We start from the raw sequence: 16,234 nt of genomic DNA, 5'->3' as shown, positions 1-16,234 counted from the left end.
CGTCCCCATGAACGCCCCGGTCCCGGAAGGCAATGCGAAGCGGCGCGAAGCCTGATAGGATGGGCGCATGACAATGCTCGAAGACCGCCTTGCCGCCCTCCGCGCCGCCTTCATCGACCGCAGCGCCGCCGATCTTGCCATGCTCGACGCCGCCGTCGCGGCCGAGCCGATGGACCGCGCCGAAGCCGCACGGATCGCGCACCGATTCGCGGGGGCCGCCGGCCTTTACGGCTTTGGCGCGCTTGGCGAAGCGGCATCCGCGCTGGAAGCCGCGCTGAACGAGGGGGCCGGGCGTGACGAGGTCGAAAGCCGGCTGGGGAGGGTGCGGGCGGCCGGCCCGCCGCGCTGAGGGAAAAACTTCCGCTTTCGCCAAGAAACCGGTGCCGGGATCGCGCGTTTTCGCGGCGGTCCGTCCCCTTTCGGACTGGTGCCCGGTGCCGCTGCTGGCGCCGCATCGGCCGCGACGTGCTCCGGGCACGGCGCGGCCACGGGACCGATCAGAGAAAATCGTGCTGGCGGTACCAGTCGACGAAGCGCGGCACGCCCGCTTCGATCGATGTCACCGGCCGGTAACCGAGATCGGCCTCGATCGCGCTGATGTCGGCATAGGTGTCGCGCACGTCGCCCGGCTGCATGGGCTTCAGCACCCGCTCCGCCTTTCGCCCGCACGCGGCCTCGATCACGTCGATCAGGCGGCCGAGCTCTTCGCTCTTGTTGTTGCCGATGTTGTAAAGGCGGTGCGGACCGACGCTGCCGCCCGCCTTGGGCCGTCCATCGTCGGGCGGCGGATTGTCGAGCGCTGCGATCACCCCCGCAACGATGTCGTCGATGAAGGTGAAGTCGCGCCGCATGTCGCCATGGCCGAACACGTCGATCGGCTCGCCGCGCAGGATTTTGCGGGTGAAGGTCCAGACCGCCATGTCCGGCCGGCCCCAGGGGCCGTAGACGGTGAAGAAGCGCAGTCCGGTTTGCGGCAGACGGTAGAGATGGCTGTAGGTCTCGCTGATCAGCTCGTCCGCCTTTTTCGTGGCGGCATAGAGAGAGATGGGCTGGTCGGCGCGATCCTCGACCCGGAAGGGCAGGCTGGCATTGCCGCCATAGACGGAGGAGGAGGAAGCGTAGACGAGGTGCGCGACGGCCCGATGCCGCGCGGTTTCCAGCATGACGAGATGCCCGGTCAGGTTGGAATGGGCATAAGCCAGCGGATGATCGATCGAATAGCGCACGCCCGGCTGCGCGCCGAGATGGACGATGCGGTCGAAATCGACGCCGCTCAGCGCGCGTCCCAGCCCTTCCGCATCGGCGAAATCCGTTTCGATGAGGCGGAAGCGATCCTGTGGCAGGGCAGCGATCCGCGCCCGTTTCAGGTCGAGCGCGTAATAAGGCGTGAAATTGTCGATGCCGACCACGCTCTCGCCGCGCTCCAGCAGGCGGCGGGCGACATGATAGCCGATGAAGCCCGCGACGCCGGTGACGAGGATCGCGGACACTGCCTTAGCCCTTCCGCGCCGCGATCCAGCGGTCGATCTTCGCCTCCAGCACGGAGAGGGGCAAGGCGCCGCTGTCCAGCACTTCGGCATGGAAAGCCTTGAGGTCGAAGCGGCTGCCCAGCGCCTTTTCGGCCTTCGCGCGCAATTCCAGGATTTTCAGCTGGCCGATCTTGTAGGCGAGCGCCTGGCCAGGGATGGCGATATAGCGTTCGACCTCGATGGTCGCGTCGGTGCGGCCCATCGAGCTGTTGTCGAGCATGTACTGGATCGCCTGATCGCGGGTCCAGCCCTTGGCATGGATGCCGCTGTCGACGACGAGCCGCATCGCGCGCAGCATTTCATCGTTGAGGCCGCCGAAGCGCTGATAGGGATCGGTTTCGAGGCCGAGTTCGTCCCACAACGTCTCGGCATAAAGCGCCCAGCCCTCGACATAAGCGGTGTTGCCGCCGAAGCGCATGAAATTGGGCAGCGCCTCATTCTCCTGCGCCAGGCTGATCTGGAAATGATGCCCCGGCGCCGCTTCGTGGAGGTAGAGCGTCTCCATGCCCCAGACCGAGCGCGAGGGGAGGTCATAGGCATTGTAATAGAAGATGCCGGGCCGCGACCCGTCAGGCGTGCCCTGATTGTAGGAGCCGGCGGCGTCGGTCTGCTCGCGGTGCGGCGGCACCGGGCGGATTTCCAGCGGCGTCTTGGGCAAGGCCGCGAAGATCGCGGGCACGCGCGCGTCGACCGTCCGGCCGATTTCGTAATAACGGTCGCGCAGCCATTCGGCGGATTGCGGCCGGAATTGCGGGTCCGTGCGCAGATGTTCGAAGAATTGCGCCAGCGTGCCCTTGAAGCCGACCTTGTCCTTGATCCCCTCCATCTCGCTCCGGATGCGCGCGACTTCGCGCAGGCCGAGCGCGTGGACGTCATCAGCCCCGAGCGGCAGGGTCGTATTCTGTTCGATGAGCGCGGCATAGAGCCGGTCGCCGCCCTTCATGTGGACGAGGCCGACGCCCTCGCGCGCGACGGGCAGATAATCGTCGCGCAGGAAATCGCGCAGACGTGCATAAGCGGGGAAAATCTCGTCCCGCACGACCTTTTCCGTTTCGGTCTTGAGCCGCGCCCGATCGGCCGCCGATATGCCTTCGGGGAAAGTCTTGAGCGGCGCGGTGAAGGGGGAATCCGCCAATGGCTGCTTCAGCTGAAAATCGAGCTGGTCGATGATGTTGCGCACCACCAATTTGGGCTGGGTGACGCCGCTCTTCATGCCCTCGCGGAAACGGCCGACCGCGCGGTCGATATAGGTCGCGAATTCGCGGTGGCGCCTGATGTTGTTTTCATAATCCGCGACCGTCTTGAACGGTGCCGCGCTCTGGCCCGATGCGAGATCGGGGTAGAAGGTCTGGAAGCCGTTGAAATGGTCGATGGGCCGCACCGCCGTCAGCGGTAGCAGTTCGGGGGACAGGTTCTTCAGCGTCGATTCCGTCTGCCAGCGAAAGGTGTCGTAGGCGAGCCGGTCGGTTTCGGACAAGGCGTTGCGATCGATCGCCCTGAGCCGCCTCAGCTCCCTTTCCGCCGCCGCCCGTTCCGCATCGAAATAAGCGTCGGTGATATAATCGCCGAGGCGATCGGCATAGCGCATGTCGCCCCGGAACAGGGCGTTGAGCGGGCCGCGCTTCAGGCTGTCTTCGTCGCTGTCGCGAAACAAAGCGTGGAGCGCGGCATGCGCATCTGCGGCCGGTTTCGCGGTGGCGGCAGGTGCGGCGGGCGCCACGGACTGCTGCGTGCCCGCCGTGGTGCAGGCCGCGAGTGCGGTGAGGGACAGGCTGGCGGCAAGGACGGCGAAGCGGTTCATTCGATTCTCCTGACGGGCGGGGAGGGCCCGGTTGCGGACCAATTCCGGCTTTTGCGGCGGCGCGCCGATCACATCATCCCCGTGGCGCCGCCGCCCCAGGGGCGTTCGCGAAACCATTTGGTGATGACATATTTGACGCCTTTTTCCACCGGCATGCCGGTGTGGAGGGAATAGCTGTTGGGATAGCCCTGCGCCGTCAGATTGTTCCAGGCAAGCAGATTGCCGGTCTTCGGCGTGATCTTGACGCCCGCTTCGGGAAAGGCGGTCTGGCCGCCCGCTTCGGGCTCGTTCAAAAACATCATCACCGTCCAGGTGCGCTGGCCGCCGCTTTTTTCCTGGTCCGGCCAATAAGGCTGGTCGGTATAGAAGAAATCGTGATGCGGCTTGAACTGCTGGCCTACCGCATAACGCTGCCCCTGGATCGTCTCGCCATGGCTCGGATGGATCGGCATGAGATCGGCGATCTTCCGCTCGATCTTCTGGACGAACGGATCCCAGGGGTTGAGGTTGCCGCTTTCGCTGGTGCGGTAATCGGGATCGACATTGGGGCCGAGCACGCCCGAGGGCTGGCGCACCGCGTCGATCATCTTGATCAGCATCGCGCATTCGCTCTCGTCCAGGAAATTGCGGGCGACGAACAGGTCGAGCTGGGGCGAGGGGACTTTCACAACATTCGCCGTATGCGACAGCCTGTCGCTGACGATCCTGCCGATTTCCGCCTTGTACATTGATATCTTCCGCTGGTTGGACGTGCGCCGTTCCTGCGGCAGAGAAGGGGCTGTTTTCAAGCGAAAAGCCCGGAGCGTGCTCGTGAAACGCCCCGGGCTTCTTTTCCCGCTCTCGCTTTTCCGGACGGAGCCTAAGGCTCCGTCCGAAGCGATTACCAGAAGAAATCGTAGATCACGTCGATGACTTCGCCATTATAGGTGTCGACGAGCAGCACGTCGTCATAATAGCGGACCCAGCGCGTGCCCGGATAGGCCGGCGGCAGGCGATATTGCCACGGATCGTTGATCCAATAGCGGTTGCCGTAGAAAGACGAACCGAGGAACAGGCCGATCGACAGGCGGCTATAGCTGTGCCGGTGGGGCGCATAATAGCGGCCGACGCGGAAGGCGTTGCGATTCTGGTAGCGGTAGCGCTGCCAGTCGTAGCGATTGTCGCTGCGCCAGCCGCGATTCCAGCGCTGTGCCTGCCGGCGGTCGTCGCGGCGGTCCCAACGGGTGTCGCGGCGGTCGTTCCGCCAATCGTTATTATTGTCACGGCGGTCGTCACGACGCTCGCTGCGTCCGTCCCGCCAATCGCCACGCCTCTCGTTGCGCGCATCGCGCTGATCGTCGCGCCGTTCGATGCGGGCGTCCCGGCGATCGTCGTTCCGCTCGATGCGGGCATCGCGGCGATCGTCGTTGCGTTCGATCCGGGCATCACGCTGGTCGTCGCGGCGTTCGTTTCGCGCGTCGCGGCGATCGTCCCGGCGTTCCGCACGATTTTCGCGGCGCTCCGTGCCCTGCTCGCCACGGGCGCCCTGGCCGCCGCCGAGGCGGGCCTGGAACCGGGCGCGGGCGTCGCCGCCGGCATCCTGCGCCGCTGCGGGGGCGACCGCGGACACCGCCGTCGCGGCCATCATCAAAACCATGAATGCCTTTCGCATTGCATTACTCCATTACAAACCGGCTCCACATGCGTCGCCGGCACAAGACGGGTTGTGCGCCCGTCCGGATGAGCCGTTGCTGAACCGGGGCGGCAGCCTTTTGTAAGGAAAGCGCCTCATTCGCCGCGCGGCGGACGGCGCAAGGCGGGCACGATACGCGCGGCCTCCGCGGGGTCGATGCCGGGCGCGGGGGCCCCGTCGGCGCGTTCCCGCCCCGCCTGGATGGACGCCGCCCGCCGCACCGCCCGCCGGACGCGGGGATAGGTGCCGCAGGGGCAAAGATTGGTGAGCGCCCGGTCGATCTCCAGGTCGCTGGGATTGGCGTTGCCCACGATCAAGGCCGCCGCCGCCATCACGAAGCCTGGCGTGCAATGACCGCATTGGACGGCCCACTCGGCGGCAAAGGCCTGCTGCACCGGGTGCGAACGATCGCGCGATAGCCCTTCGATGGTGGTGACGAAGCCCCCCTCGACCTGGGCAATGGTGACCTGGCAGCTCCTGACCGCCTGGCCGTCGATGATGACCGTGCAGGCGCCGCACTGCCCCATGCCGCAGCCATATTTGGTGCCGGTCAGGTTGGACGCATCGCGCAGGGCGAAGAGAAGCGGCGTTTCGGGATCCATCCGGTAATGGACAGGCTGGCCGTTGACGGTGAAGCGGGTCATGCCGCTCTTTTAGGCGCGGCCGTTGCGCGCTGGAAGAGGGCGCCCGGACCGCATTCCTGCCCTTTCGGCTTGAAAGCATGGGCCTTCGCTGGTATCGGCCCCGCGACGACGCTGCCCTTTTGGACGGCGGCGACCCTTTTTCATTGAAGTTGTTCTGGCTTGGGGCGGGCCATTCGGTTCGCCAAGGGCTTTTGATCGGAGAGTGACGAGAAGCATGCAAATCATCGTTCGCGACAACAATGTCGACCAGGCGCTCCGCGCGCTGAAGAAGAAGCTCCAGCGCGAGGGCGTGTATCGCGAGATGAAGCTGCGCCGTCACTATGAAAAGCCGTCGGAAAAGCGCGCCCGCGAGCGTGCCGCCGCCGTGCGCCGCGCCCGCAAGCTCGAGCGCAAGCGGATGGAGCGCGACGGCGCCCGCTAAGCGGCGCTGACGCACCTTTGCGAATCGGCGGGTCGCGCCCGCCGCCTTTCACACTCTCGCAGGATAGACGCGATGTCCGTCACAGCCGTTCCGATTCGCCCCTTGAAGAAGGGTTCCGTCGTCAGGCTTTGGGCGGGCATTGCGATTCTCTGCGCCGCCGGCGCCGGTCTCGCTTATGTGGGAACCGAAGGGCAGCGCGCGGCCGACCCTGCTTCCTTCCTGGCCGATAATGCCGAAGAAGACGGTGTCGTCACCACCGCTTCGGGCTTGCAATATAAGGTGCTGCAGCAGGGTGCGGGGCCGCGTCCGGGCGAAACCGACATGGTCGCGGTCGACTATGAAGGCCGCATTCCCGGCGGCAAGGTGTTCGACACGAGCGCGGGCCGCGGTCCGGCGACCTTCCCGGTCGTCGGCGTGGTGCCGGGCTTCAGCGAAGCGCTTCAGCTCATGCAGCGCGGCGCCACCTATCGCATCTGGCTGTCGCCCGAGCTCGGCTACGGCGCCGAGGAGCAGCGCGATCCCCAGACCGGCGAGGTCGTCATTCCGGCCAATGCGGTCCTGGAATTCGACCTGACGCTTCGCGACTTCCAGCCCATTCCCCCCGAACAGCTCCAGCAGCTTCAGGCGATGCGCCAGATGCAGCAGCAGATGGAAGCGCAGCAGGGCGGGGCGAAGGCCGAATAGCTTCATTGTGCCCCCGGCCTTCGCCGGGGAGCGCCTTAGACGGTCAGGGTTCGGCCGTTCCCGCCGCCAGCCCATTATCCTCCTTCGATTTCTGTTCCAGCGCCGCCTTGATCATCGCGACGATCGGATCGGCGAGCGCCAGCCCCATGATCCCGAGCAGGGCGCCGAACAGCAATTGCGCGCCAAGGACGAGGGCGGGGGCAAGGTCCACGGTCTTGCGCGCGACGTAAGGCACGATCAGATAGCCGTCGACGATCTGCACGACCAGGTAGACGCCGATCGCCCAGAGGCCCGCCTCGAAGCTCACCGAAAAGCCGACCAGCACGATCAGGACGCCCGAAATGATGGCGCCGATATTGGGCAGGAAGGCGAGGATGCCGGTGATGATGCCGAGGATCGCCGCCATCGGCACGCCGCCCGCCATCAGCAGGAGCCAGGTGCCGACGCCCTCCACCGCCATGCCGAGCAGGCGTCCCGCCATCAGGCGGCGGAGCGTATGGGCCATGTGGCCGGTCGTGCGGTAGAATTGATCGCGGCGGCGCATCGGCAGCATCCAGCCGACGCCGCGTTCGTAGATGCGCGGTTCGACCGCGACGAAGATGCCGATGATGAAGATCATGAACAGGCTGGTGATCGCCCCCAGCGCGCTCGACACGGCCGTGGTGAGGCGCCCGAGCGACCCCATGATCTGCTGGCTGAAATCGGCGACCTTGATGCCGCCTTCGAACAGGCCGAACGAGCTCAGCCAGTCGAGCCCACGCTGCAATTGGGCTTCGACCACGGTGCGAAAGGTTTCGGCCTGTGCGGCAATCTGCATGCCCGCCATGGCGAAGGTGCCGAACAGGAAGGCCAATGAAGCGACGACGACGATCAAGAGCCGCCAGCCGCGGCCGATCGGCAACACCCGGCCGAGCAGGCGGGCGCCGCCGTCCAGCATCGATGCGAAGACAAGGCCCGCGACGATCAGCAGCAAAGGCTGGGCGAGGAAGATGACGAGCGCGATGGCGAGCGCGAGGGTGAACCACACGCCCGCTTTCTTGAGCTCGTCGCGGATCAGGGGATCGCGCAGCTCGGCGGGGCCGGGCTTCTCGACATGCAGGCCCTGCGCTTCGCTCATCTTAATTCCCTTCTGGCCGCTCCGGATGCAGGCTATCGCCGGCACGGCCGCCCCGCAAGGCGGTGAACCAGCTGATCGGGTTCAGGATCTGCGACGTGCCGTCCAGCGAGAAAGTGATGAACTCGGCGCGCCCGCCGATATTTTCCCACGGCACCGGCCCGCCGAGCCCGCCCATGCTGGTTGGAAAGCGGCTGTCGGAACTGTTGTCGCGATTGTCGCCCATCAGGAACAGATGGTTGGCCGGCACGGTCAGCGCCGCGAAATCGTCGGCCTCGGTATAGCCGCGGTCGATCGTGTCGTAGGTCGCGCCGCCCGGCAAAGTCTCGCGCACCACGGGCATGCGGCAGTAAAGCTGCCCGTCCGGTCCCGGCGCGCGCGCGTCGGCGAAGCGGTCGGGGAGGCAGGGGACATTGGCGTCGACCGGAATCAGCGTGTCGGGGCGCCGCTCCCGCTTCACCGGCTCGCCGTTGATGAAGAGCTGGCCCTGGATCATTTCCAGCGTGTCGCCGGGCAGACCGATAACGCGCTTGATATAATCCACCTTGGCGCCGGGCGGAGTCACGATCACCACGTCGCCGCGCTGGGGCAGCGACCCGAAGATGCGCCCCTGCGTCGGCGGAAAAACGTGGAAGGACGGCGACACCCAGGACCAGCCGTAAGGATATTTGCTGACCACCAGACGGTCGCCCTTCAGCAGCCCCGGCATCATCGATTCGGACGGAATGTAGAAAGGCTTGGCGACGAAGCTGTGGAAGCCGAGCACGGCGAGGACGAGCCAGAAGATGCCCTTCGCCTCGTCACGCCAATTGGTCTTCTTCTTCGCTTCGGTTTCGCCGTCCGTCGTTTCGGCGGGCTGGCTCGTTTCGCTCACCCTTCGCTCCTCGCTAATGGGACCGCTTCGATGATCACGAACGCCTGGGCGAACGGATGGTCGTCGGTCATCGTCAAATGCACTTCCGCCGCGTGGCCGTCCGGGATCATGGCGTCAAGTCTTGCCTTCGCCCCCCCGGTCAACGCCAGCGTCGGCGCGCCGGAGGCTTTATTGACGACGCCTATATCCTTCATGAACACGCCGCGCTTGAAGCCGGTGCCGACGGCCTTCGAAAAGGCCTCCTTGGCCGCGAAGCGCTTCGCATATGTTCCGGCGCGCGTGAACGACCGGCTTTCGGCCTTGGCCCGCTCGACATCGGTGAAGACCCGATTGGCGAACCTGTCGCCGAACCGTTCGAGAGACCTTTCGATCCGCTCGATATTGCAGAGGTCCGAACCGATGCCGATGATCATAAGATCCTCCCCGGTACGGGGAGGGGGACCGCCGGAACGGCGGTGGAGGGGTTGGCGAGGTCTGAACAACCCCTCCACCAGCCTGCGGCTGGTCCCCCTCCCCGTACCGGGGAGGATTTAGAAGGACCGCTCAACCCCGCGCCTCGTCCATCAAGGCGCGCATGCGGCGGATGCTGGGATCGATGCCCGTGAAGATCGCCTCGCCGATCAGGAAGTGGCCGATATTGAGTTCCGCAACCTGCGGGATGGCGGCGACCGGCACGACATTGTCGTAGGTAAGGCCGTGCCCGGCATGCGGTTCGATGCCGTTCTTCCAGGCGAGTGCCGCGGCATCGGCGAGGCGGCGCAATTCCGTGGCGCGCGCTTCGCCCGAAAGATGGGCGTAGCGGCCGGTATGGAATTCGATCACAGGCGCCTTGAGGCGGATCGCGGCGTCGATCTGCTTTGCCTCGGGCTCGATGAACAGGCTGACGCGGATGCCCGCTTCGGCGAGTTTCGCGACGAAGGGCGCCAGATGATCGAACTGTCCGGCGGCGTCGAGGCCGCCCTCGGTCGTCCGCTCTTCGCGCTTCTCGGGCACGATGCAGGCGGCGTGCGGGCGATGGCGCAGCGCGATGCCCAGCATCTCCTCCGTGGCCGCCATTTCCAGATTGAGCGGAATTTCAAGCCGGTCCTTCAGCCGGGCGATATCCTCGTCGGTGATATGCCGCCGATCCTCGCGCAGGTGCGCGGTGATGCCGTCCGCTCCTGCCGCCGCCGCTGCGAAGGCGGCGCGCACCGGATCGGGATGCGGCCCGCCCCGCGCATTTCGAATCGTCGCGACATGATCGATGTTGACGCCGAGGCGGAGCGGAGCGGTCACGCCTTGCGGCTGCCCGGCTTTTCGGCGGGAAGCGCGGCCAGTTCCGGCGGCAGCGCGTCCGCCTCGTAGGTCGGGACGGTGAGACGGATGAGCGGATAAAAGGGCACGCCGAGGTCCGCCGTGCCGTTGGACCTGTCGACGAGAGAGGCAGCCGCGATGACGTCGCCGCCCGCGTCCTCGATCGCCTTGATCGCCTCGCGCGAGGAAAGGCCGGTCGTCACCACGTCCTCGACCATCAGCACCTTTTGGCCCGGGGACAGGCGGAAACCGCGGCGCAGCTCGAACGTGCCGGCCGGGCGCTCGACGAACAGCGCCTCGACCCCAAGCGCGCGCGCGACTTCGTGCCCCGCGATGATTCCGCCCATGGCCGGCGACACGACGATTTCGATCGCGCTGCGCAGGTCGCGCGGCATGGTCGCGACGAGGGCGGAGGCGAGGCGGGCGCCGCGCATGGGGTCCATCAGCACGCGCGCGCATTGCAGGTAGCGCGGGCTGTGGAGGCCGGAGGACAGGATGAAATGGCCTTCGAGAAGAGCGTCGGCGGCGCGGAATTCTGCCAATATGTCGTCTTCGGTCATGCGGTCGGCCAGGCCTTTTGAAAGGTTCGATGCTCGCTCGCAGATAGGCCGTGGGACGAAAGCCATCAAGCCGGTGCGGCCCCGGAACGGGCGTTTCGCGGCATATGATCGAAGCCGCTTGAGACGCGCGCGGTCGCTGCTATAAGGCGCCGCAACGCCAGAAGGCCGAAGTCGCCCCCGCTCCGCCTGGGAGGGGTTGCCAAGGGAAACAGATGAACGCTCTTTTCAAGATCGTCGCCATTGCCGCCGCATTCGGACTCGCGCCGACGGCCGCCATGGCGCAGGACAATGCGACCGCACCCGCCGCCACGGCCCCCGACGCCAATGCGGCGCTCCCGGCTCAGCCCCAGGAGGCTTCGACGCCCCCGCTCGCCAGCGGCGGCGCGGCCCCGTCGGATGCGACGGTCGCCAAGACCGCCGGCGCCTACAAGCCGGGCGCCCCGGCGCCGGGCGTCGGCCAGCCGGACGGCCGCATGGGCCTACAGGATCAGTTCACGCCGATCGGCGAGGAAGCGGCCTGGTTCCACAACCAGCTGCTGCTGCCCGTCATCACCGCGATCTCGATCTTCGTCCTGGCGCTGCTCCTTTACGTGATCGTCCGCTTCCGCCGCACCGCCAATCCGGTGCCGTCGCGCACGACGCACAATACGGCGATCGAAGTGATCTGGACGCTCGTCCCGGTCCTTATTCTCGTCGTCCTCGCCGTGCCGTCGATCAAGCTGCTGGCCCGCCAATATTCGCCGCCCGCCGCCGACCTCACCGTCAAGGTGACCGGCAATCAATGGTATTGGACCTATTCCTACCCCGACAATGGCGATTTCGAGCTGGTGTCGAACATGCTGCCCGACGAAGAAGCCGCCAAACGCGGCGAACCGCGCCTGCTCGCGGTCGACGAGCGCATGGTGGTGCCCGCTGGCGCTACGGTGAAGCTGATCGTCACCTCCGCCGACGTCATCCACGCCTTCGCGATGCCCGCCTTCTGGACGAAGATGGACGCCGTCCCCGGCCGCCTCAACGAAACCTGGTTCAAGGTCGACAAGCCCGGCGTCTATTACGGCCAATGTTCCGAACTGTGCGGCGCGCGTCACGCTTATATGCCGATCGTGGTCGAGGTCGTCCCGCCGGCGCAATTCGCCGCCTGGGTCGCGTCGAAGGGCGGCACCATGCCGGGCGCCGCGAAGCCGGCTTCGCCCGATGCGACCGCGAACAGCCCGATCGCCAATCCGGCCCCGGCCGCGCCGACCGTCGGCGCGGGTGAAGCCGATGCCACGACTCCGGCGCCGACCAATGTCGTCGAAGCCACCACCACCCCGCCGGTTTCCCGGCAGGGTGAAGCCGAATCCAAGCGCGGAAACTAAGACATGACCGACACCACCGCCAACGCCAGCATGTTTCAGGCCGATCACGGCCATGACGCGCATCACGACGCGGACCACAAGCCGGGCTTCTTCGCCCGCTGGTTCATGTCGACCAACCACAAGGATATCGGGACGCTCTACCTGATCTTCGCGATCGTCGCAGGAATCATCGGCGGCGCGATTTCCGGTCTGATGCGCGCCGAATTGGCCGAGCCCGGCATCCAGTATCTCCAGGGCTGGGCGTCGATGGTCGCGGGCAAGGAAGCGACCTTCGACGAAGGCCTCCATATGTGGAACGTGCTCATCACCGCCCACGGCCTCATCATGGTCTTCTTCATGGTGATGCCCGCGATGATCGGCGGCTTCGGCAACTGGTTCGTGCCGATCATGATCGGCGCGCCGGACATGGCCTTCCCGCGCATGAACAACGTGTCCTTCTGGCTGATCATCCCGGCCTTCCTGCTGCTGCTGGGCTCGGCCTTCGTGCCGGGCGGCACCGGCCTTGGCGCGGGCACCGGCTGGACCGTCTATGCGCCGCTGTCGACGGCCGGTTCGCCGGGCCCGTCGGTGGACATGGCGATCTTCGCGCTTCACGTCGCGGGCGCCTCGTCGATCCTCGGCGCGATCAATTTCATCACGACCATCTTCAACATGCGCGCGCCGGGCATGACCCTGCACAAGATGCCGCTGTTCGTGTGGTCGGTTCTGGTCACGGCCTTCCTGCTCCTGCTCGCGCTTCCGGTCCTCGCCGGCGCGATCACGATGCTGCTCACCGACCGCAATTTCGGCACGCATTTCTTCGATGCGTCGGGCGGCGGCGACCCGGTCCTCTATCAGCACCTCTTCTGGTTCTTCGGCCACCCCGAAGTCTACATCATGATCCTGCCGGGTTTCGGCATCGTCAGCCAGATCGTCGCGACGTTCAGCCGCAAGCCGGTTTTCGGCTATCTCGGCATGGCTTATGCGATGGTCGCGATCGGCGCGGTCGGCTTCATCGTGTGGGCGCACCACATGTTCACCGTCGGCATGGACGTGAACACGAAGATGTACTTCACCGCCGCGACGATGGTGATCGCGGTGCCGACCGGCATCAAGATCTTTTCGTGGATCGCCACCATGTGGGGCGGATCGATCAGTTTTAAGACCCCGATGGTCTGGGCGCTGGGCTTCATCTTCATGTTCACCGTGGGCGGCGTGACGGGCGTGGTGCTCGCCAACGGCGGCGTCGACAATTACATGCACGACACTTATTATGTCGTCGCGCACTTCCATTATGTGCTGTCCTTGGGCGCCGTGTTCGGCCTGTTCGCGGGCTTCTATTACTGGTTCCCGAAAATGTCGGGGCGTATGTATAACGAAGTCCTCGGCCAGCTCCATTTCTGGGTCTTCTTCGCGGGCGTCAACATCCTGTTCTTCCCGATGCACTTCCTGGGGCTGGACGGCATGCCGCGCCGCTACCCGGATTATCCGGATGCCTTCGCCAAGTGGAACGAGGTGGCGAGCCACGGCTATGAGATCATGGCGATCGGCATGGCGATCTTCTTCGTGAACGTCATCTGGTCGCTGCTTGCGGGCAAGAAGGCACCCGGCAATCCGTGGGGCGAAGGCGCCACGACGCTGGAATGGACCCTGTCCAGCCCGCCGCCCTTCCACCAGTTCGAAACCCTGCCGAAGGTCGATTAAGGCAGCGTGAAATTGAACAGCCGTCATTCCCGCGAAGACGGGAATCCAGAGGATGCTGGTATCACCAAGATCGTCTGGACCCCCGCCTTCGCGGGGGTGACCTATGGTGTTAGATGATGACATCTATGGCACTGACGACTCCGGCAACCCTTCCCGCCGATTGGCGCGACTTCGTGGCGCTCACCAAACCGCGCGTGATGACGCTGGTGGTGTTCACGGGGCTCTGCGGCCTGCTCGCGGCGCCCGTGCCTCTCCACCCGGTGCTCGGCTTTACCGCCATTCTCTGCATCGCATTGGGCGCGGGCGCGGCGGCGGCGCTCAATCAATGGTATGAGGCCGATCTCGACGCCTTGATGAAGCGCACCGCGGCGCGGCCCCTTCCCGCCGGACGGATGGACAAGCAGTCGGCGCTTCATTTCGGCGTCGGCCTCGGCGCCTTTTCGGTGTTGCTGATGGGCCTGGCCGTCAACTGGCTGGCCGCCGCGATCCTCGCGGTTTCGATCCTCTATTACGTCATCATCTACACCGTCTGGCTGAAGCGCCGCACGCCCCAGAATATCGTGATCGGCGGCGGCGCGGGCTCCTTCCCGCCCCTGATCGGATGGGCGGCGGCGACGGGAGACGTCAGCCTGCTGCCCGCTCTCCTCTTCCTCCTCATCTTTCTTTGGACGCCCCCGCATTTCTGGGCGCTGTCCCTCTTCGTCCGTACCGATTATGCCGCCGCGGGCGTGCCGATGCTGCCCGTCGTCGCCGGACCGAAGGCCACGCGGGATCAGATCCTCCTTTACACCCTGCCGATGGGCATCGCCGCCGTCGCGCCCTGGCCGCTCGGCCTTGCCGGGCCGCTTTACGGCATCGCCGCCGCCGCGCTCAGCCTGGCCTTCCTGATCCTCGCGCTCCGCGTCCATCGCAACCGGGCGACGGAGGCGGCCGGCATGGCGCCCGAAAAGGCCCTGTTCGGTTTCTCCATCCTCTACCTTTTCGCCATTTTCGGCGTTCTCGTTCTCGACAGGTGGATCGCATGACCAATCCAGACGACAAGGAAATCCGCAAAAGGCAGAAGGGCCGGGCCATTGTGATGGCGCTCGCGCTGGGCGCCTTCGTCATCCTCCTTTATGCGATCAGCATCGCGAAGATGGCGGTGGCGCCATGACCGTCCTAGCGCAAAGGAACAACCGCACGGCCGGGATGGCGGCCCTCCTCGTCCTTGCGATGATCGGCCTCGCCTTCGCCAGCGTCCCGCTTTACCGCATGTTCTGCCAGGTGACCGGCTTTGGCGGTACGACGATGAAGGTGTCGGAAAGCGACGTGCCGAAACAGGCGACCGGCAAGATTCTGTCGATCCGGTTCGACACCAACACCTCGTCCGCTCTGCCCTGGTCCTTCCAGCCGGAAAAGACGACGGACAAGGCGGCGATCGGCGCGCGCAAGATGGCGTTCTTCGTCGCGAAGAATCTCTCGGACAAGCCGGTGACCGGCACCGCGACCTTCAACGTCACGCCCGCCCAGGCAGGGCAATATTTCAGCAAGGTGCAGTGTTTCTGCTTCACCGAACAGACGCTGCAGCCCGGCCAGGAAATCCGCATGCCGGTCGTCTATTTCGTCGATCCGAAGATATTGGACGATGCCGATGCGTCCAAAATCAGCGAGATCACCTTGAGCTACACATTTTACCCCGTGGACGAGGGCAAAACGCAAAGCTAGAGACGGTGCCGAATTTCCCGGTCAGCAACCGGGGCGATACGGGATTTTTGAAGGAACGCCACATGGCCGGAGCCAAGAACCACGATTTCCACATCCTGCCGCCGAGCGTCTGGCCGCTGCTGAGCTCGCTTTCGTCGCTCGCTTTGTTCGGAGGGGCGGTGATGTGGATGCATGAACATCCCTATGGCTCCTACACTTTCTTCGCCGGCCTGATCGCCGTCCTCTTCTGCATGGCGAGCTGGTGGGTCGATGTGATCCGCGAATCGCACGAAGGGCACCACACGCCGGTCGTGCAGCTTCACCTGCGCTACGGCATGATCCTGTTCATCGCGTCGGAAGTCATGTTCTTCGTCGCTTGGTTCTGGGCCTATTTCAACGCGGCGCTTTTCCCGTCCGCGGCGGAATCGATCGGCGGCGTCTGGCCGCCCGAGGGCATGGAGCTGATCGATCCGTTCGGCTTCCCGCTGCTCAATACCCTTATCCTGCTCTGCTCGGGCACCACGGTCACCTGGGCGCATCATGCGCTCATCCATGGCGACCGCGACGGCCTGAAGAAGGGCCTGTGGCTGACCATCGGCCTCGGCACTGTGTTCAGCGCTATCCAGGCTTATGAATATGCCCATGCGCCGTTCGGCTTCACCGACAATATCTACACCTCGGCCTTCTTCATGGCGACCGGCTTCCACGGTTTCCACGTGCTGGTCGGCACGATCTTCCTGATCGTCTGCCTGCTGCGCGCCTATAAGGGCGACTTCACGCCGAAGCAGCATTTCGGCTTCGAGGCGGCGGCCTGGTACTGGCACTTCGTCGACGTGGTCTGGCTGTTCCTCTTCATTGCCATCTACGTCTGGGGCGGCTGGGGCGCCGAATATCACGGCTGACGGTAAAAGGAGCGAA

The 16,234-nt window shown here is 65.4% G+C and carries 19 protein-coding genes; 9 read left to right on the top strand and 10 right to left on the bottom strand.

Translation table 11 applies throughout. The features are described 5' to 3' along the window. The first annotated feature begins 67 nt into the window (after nucleotides 1–67). The gene (locus IC614_RS08615; RefSeq protein WP_200970936.1) at nucleotides 68–349 is read left to right on the top strand and encodes an Hpt domain-containing protein; all 282 of its coding nucleotides are present in this window, start codon (nucleotides 68–70) and stop codon (nucleotides 347–349) included. 148 nt (nucleotides 350–497) lie between these two features. Here IC614_RS08615 and IC614_RS08610 read toward each other — a convergent pair whose 3' ends face one another. The 5 genes from IC614_RS08610 to IC614_RS08590 form a co-directional block, all read right to left on the bottom strand. After that, nucleotides 498–1,490, bottom strand: a complete 993-nt coding sequence (locus tag IC614_RS08610) for a GDP-mannose 4,6-dehydratase (RefSeq protein ID WP_226372613.1) — start codon at nucleotides 1,488–1,490, stop codon at nucleotides 498–500. A gap of 4 nt (nucleotides 1,491–1,494) precedes the next feature. Then, a complete protein-coding gene (locus IC614_RS08605) occupies nucleotides 1,495–3,330 on the bottom strand; it encodes a DUF885 domain-containing protein (RefSeq protein WP_200970934.1) in 1,836 nt (611 codons plus the stop codon). A 68-nt stretch (nucleotides 3,331–3,398) separates the two neighbouring features. Further along, nucleotides 3,399–4,058 carry a prolyl hydroxylase family protein gene (locus IC614_RS08600; RefSeq protein WP_200970933.1) on the bottom strand — a complete coding sequence of 220 codons (660 nt, stop codon included), beginning with the start codon at nucleotides 4,056–4,058 and terminating at the stop codon, nucleotides 3,399–3,401. A gap of 152 nt (nucleotides 4,059–4,210) precedes the next feature. After that, nucleotides 4,211–4,966, bottom strand: coding sequence for an RcnB family protein (locus tag IC614_RS08595; protein WP_200970932.1), 756 nt, complete (start codon nucleotides 4,964–4,966; stop codon nucleotides 4,211–4,213). 131 nt (nucleotides 4,967–5,097) lie between these two features. After that, nucleotides 5,098–5,646 (bottom strand): (2Fe-2S)-binding protein, encoded by a 549-nt coding sequence (locus IC614_RS08590; protein ID WP_200970931.1) that lies wholly within the window; start codon nucleotides 5,644–5,646, stop codon nucleotides 5,098–5,100. Nucleotides 5,647–5,860: 214 nt separating this feature from the next. Between IC614_RS08590 and rpsU the strand changes: the two genes are divergently transcribed. Together rpsU and IC614_RS08580 are read left to right on the top strand one after the other, a co-directional pair. Beyond that, entirely contained in the window at nucleotides 5,861–6,067 is a 207-nt protein-coding gene (gene rpsU, locus IC614_RS08585) for a 30S ribosomal protein S21 (RefSeq protein WP_010162663.1), read from the top strand. Between the two features lie 72 nt (nucleotides 6,068–6,139). Further along, nucleotides 6,140–6,751, top strand: a complete 612-nt coding sequence (locus IC614_RS08580) for an FKBP-type peptidyl-prolyl cis-trans isomerase (RefSeq protein ID WP_200970930.1) — start codon at nucleotides 6,140–6,142, stop codon at nucleotides 6,749–6,751. Between the two features lie 43 nt (nucleotides 6,752–6,794). Here IC614_RS08580 and IC614_RS08575 read toward each other — a convergent pair whose 3' ends face one another. From IC614_RS08575 to pyrE, 5 genes are all read right to left on the bottom strand, one after another. Further along, entirely contained in the window at nucleotides 6,795–7,868 is a 1,074-nt protein-coding gene (locus IC614_RS08575) for an AI-2E family transporter (RefSeq protein WP_200970929.1), read from the bottom strand. Nucleotide 7,869: 1 nt separating this feature from the next. Then, nucleotides 7,870–8,739 (bottom strand): signal peptidase I, encoded by an 870-nt coding sequence (gene lepB / locus IC614_RS08570; RefSeq protein ID WP_200970928.1) that lies wholly within the window; start codon nucleotides 8,737–8,739, stop codon nucleotides 7,870–7,872. Next, entirely contained in the window at nucleotides 8,736–9,152 is a 417-nt protein-coding gene (gene acpS / locus IC614_RS08565; protein ID WP_200970927.1) for a holo-ACP synthase, read from the bottom strand. Before acpS ends, lepB begins: the two co-directional genes overlap by 4 nt. 130 nt (nucleotides 9,153–9,282) lie before the next feature. After that, on the bottom strand, nucleotides 9,283–10,014 hold the full coding sequence (locus IC614_RS08560) for a pyridoxine 5'-phosphate synthase (RefSeq protein ID WP_200970926.1): 732 nt from the start codon (nucleotides 10,012–10,014) through the stop codon (nucleotides 9,283–9,285). Further along, the gene (gene pyrE / locus IC614_RS08555) at nucleotides 10,011–10,592 is read right to left on the bottom strand and encodes an orotate phosphoribosyltransferase (protein ID WP_200970925.1); all 582 of its coding nucleotides are present in this window, start codon (nucleotides 10,590–10,592) and stop codon (nucleotides 10,011–10,013) included. The genes IC614_RS08560 and pyrE overlap by 4 nt, the downstream gene beginning before the upstream one ends. A gap of 212 nt (nucleotides 10,593–10,804) precedes the next feature. Between pyrE and coxB the strand changes: the two genes are divergently transcribed. From coxB to IC614_RS08530, 6 genes are all read left to right on the top strand, one after another. Then, nucleotides 10,805–11,950 (top strand): cytochrome c oxidase subunit II, encoded by a 1,146-nt coding sequence (gene coxB / locus IC614_RS08550; RefSeq protein WP_200970924.1) that lies wholly within the window; start codon nucleotides 10,805–10,807, stop codon nucleotides 11,948–11,950. Between the two features lie 3 nt (nucleotides 11,951–11,953). Continuing rightward, nucleotides 11,954–13,633, top strand: a complete 1,680-nt coding sequence (gene ctaD, locus IC614_RS08545; RefSeq protein ID WP_200970923.1) for a cytochrome c oxidase subunit I — start codon at nucleotides 11,954–11,956, stop codon at nucleotides 13,631–13,633. 116 nt (nucleotides 13,634–13,749) lie between these two features. Further along, a complete protein-coding gene (locus IC614_RS08540) occupies nucleotides 13,750–14,658 on the top strand; it encodes a heme o synthase (protein ID WP_226372772.1) in 909 nt (302 codons plus the stop codon). Beyond that, entirely contained in the window at nucleotides 14,655–14,786 is a 132-nt protein-coding gene (locus IC614_RS12400) for a hypothetical protein (RefSeq protein WP_264175495.1), read from the top strand. Before IC614_RS08540 ends, IC614_RS12400 begins: the two co-directional genes overlap by 4 nt. Next, nucleotides 14,783–15,337, top strand: a complete 555-nt coding sequence (locus tag IC614_RS08535; RefSeq protein ID WP_200970921.1) for a cytochrome c oxidase assembly protein — start codon at nucleotides 14,783–14,785, stop codon at nucleotides 15,335–15,337. Before IC614_RS12400 ends, IC614_RS08535 begins: the two co-directional genes overlap by 4 nt. A gap of 62 nt (nucleotides 15,338–15,399) precedes the next feature. Then, nucleotides 15,400–16,218, top strand: coding sequence for a cytochrome c oxidase subunit 3 (locus IC614_RS08530; protein ID WP_200970920.1), 819 nt, complete (start codon nucleotides 15,400–15,402; stop codon nucleotides 16,216–16,218). The last annotated feature ends 16 nt before the right edge of the window (nucleotides 16,219–16,234 follow it).

This window comes from Sphingosinicella flava (assembly GCF_016025255.1).
Lineage (GTDB): Bacteria > Pseudomonadota > Alphaproteobacteria > Sphingomonadales > Sphingomonadaceae > Allosphingosinicella > Allosphingosinicella flava.
The sequence above is the reverse complement of the archived record's forward strand: the minus strand, read 5'-3'. Positions and strand labels throughout refer to the sequence as shown.

Coding starts and splice junctions, on each gene's coding strand:
- IC614_RS08615 (WP_200970936.1), top strand. CDS start 68: ATGACAATGCTCGAAGACCGCCTTGCCGCCCTCCGCGCCGCCTTCATC.
- IC614_RS08605 (WP_200970934.1), bottom strand. CDS start 3,330: ATGAACCGCTTCGCCGTCCTTGCCGCCAGCCTGTCCCTCACCGCACTC.
- IC614_RS08600 (WP_200970933.1), bottom strand. CDS start 4,058: ATGTACAAGGCGGAAATCGGCAGGATCGTCAGCGACAGGCTGTCGCAT.
- IC614_RS08595 (WP_200970932.1), bottom strand. CDS start 4,966: ATGGTTTTGATGATGGCCGCGACGGCGGTGTCCGCGGTCGCCCCCGCA.
- IC614_RS08590 (WP_200970931.1), bottom strand. CDS start 5,646: ATGACCCGCTTCACCGTCAACGGCCAGCCTGTCCATTACCGGATGGAT.
- rpsU (WP_010162663.1), top strand. CDS start 5,861: ATGCAAATCATCGTTCGCGACAACAATGTCGACCAGGCGCTCCGCGCG.
- IC614_RS08580 (WP_200970930.1), top strand. CDS start 6,140: ATGTCCGTCACAGCCGTTCCGATTCGCCCCTTGAAGAAGGGTTCCGTC.
- IC614_RS08575 (WP_200970929.1), bottom strand. CDS start 7,868: ATGAGCGAAGCGCAGGGCCTGCATGTCGAGAAGCCCGGCCCCGCCGAG.
- acpS (WP_200970927.1), bottom strand. CDS start 9,152: ATGATCATCGGCATCGGTTCGGACCTCTGCAATATCGAGCGGATCGAA.
- pyrE (WP_200970925.1), bottom strand. CDS start 10,592: ATGACCGAAGACGACATATTGGCAGAATTCCGCGCCGCCGACGCTCTT.
- coxB (WP_200970924.1), top strand. CDS start 10,805: ATGAACGCTCTTTTCAAGATCGTCGCCATTGCCGCCGCATTCGGACTC.
- ctaD (WP_200970923.1), top strand. CDS start 11,954: ATGACCGACACCACCGCCAACGCCAGCATGTTTCAGGCCGATCACGGC.
- IC614_RS08540 (WP_226372772.1), top strand. CDS start 13,750: ATGACATCTATGGCACTGACGACTCCGGCAACCCTTCCCGCCGATTGG.
- IC614_RS12400 (WP_264175495.1), top strand. CDS start 14,655: ATGACCAATCCAGACGACAAGGAAATCCGCAAAAGGCAGAAGGGCCGG.
- IC614_RS08535 (WP_200970921.1), top strand. CDS start 14,783: ATGACCGTCCTAGCGCAAAGGAACAACCGCACGGCCGGGATGGCGGCC.
- IC614_RS08530 (WP_200970920.1), top strand. CDS start 15,400: ATGGCCGGAGCCAAGAACCACGATTTCCACATCCTGCCGCCGAGCGTC.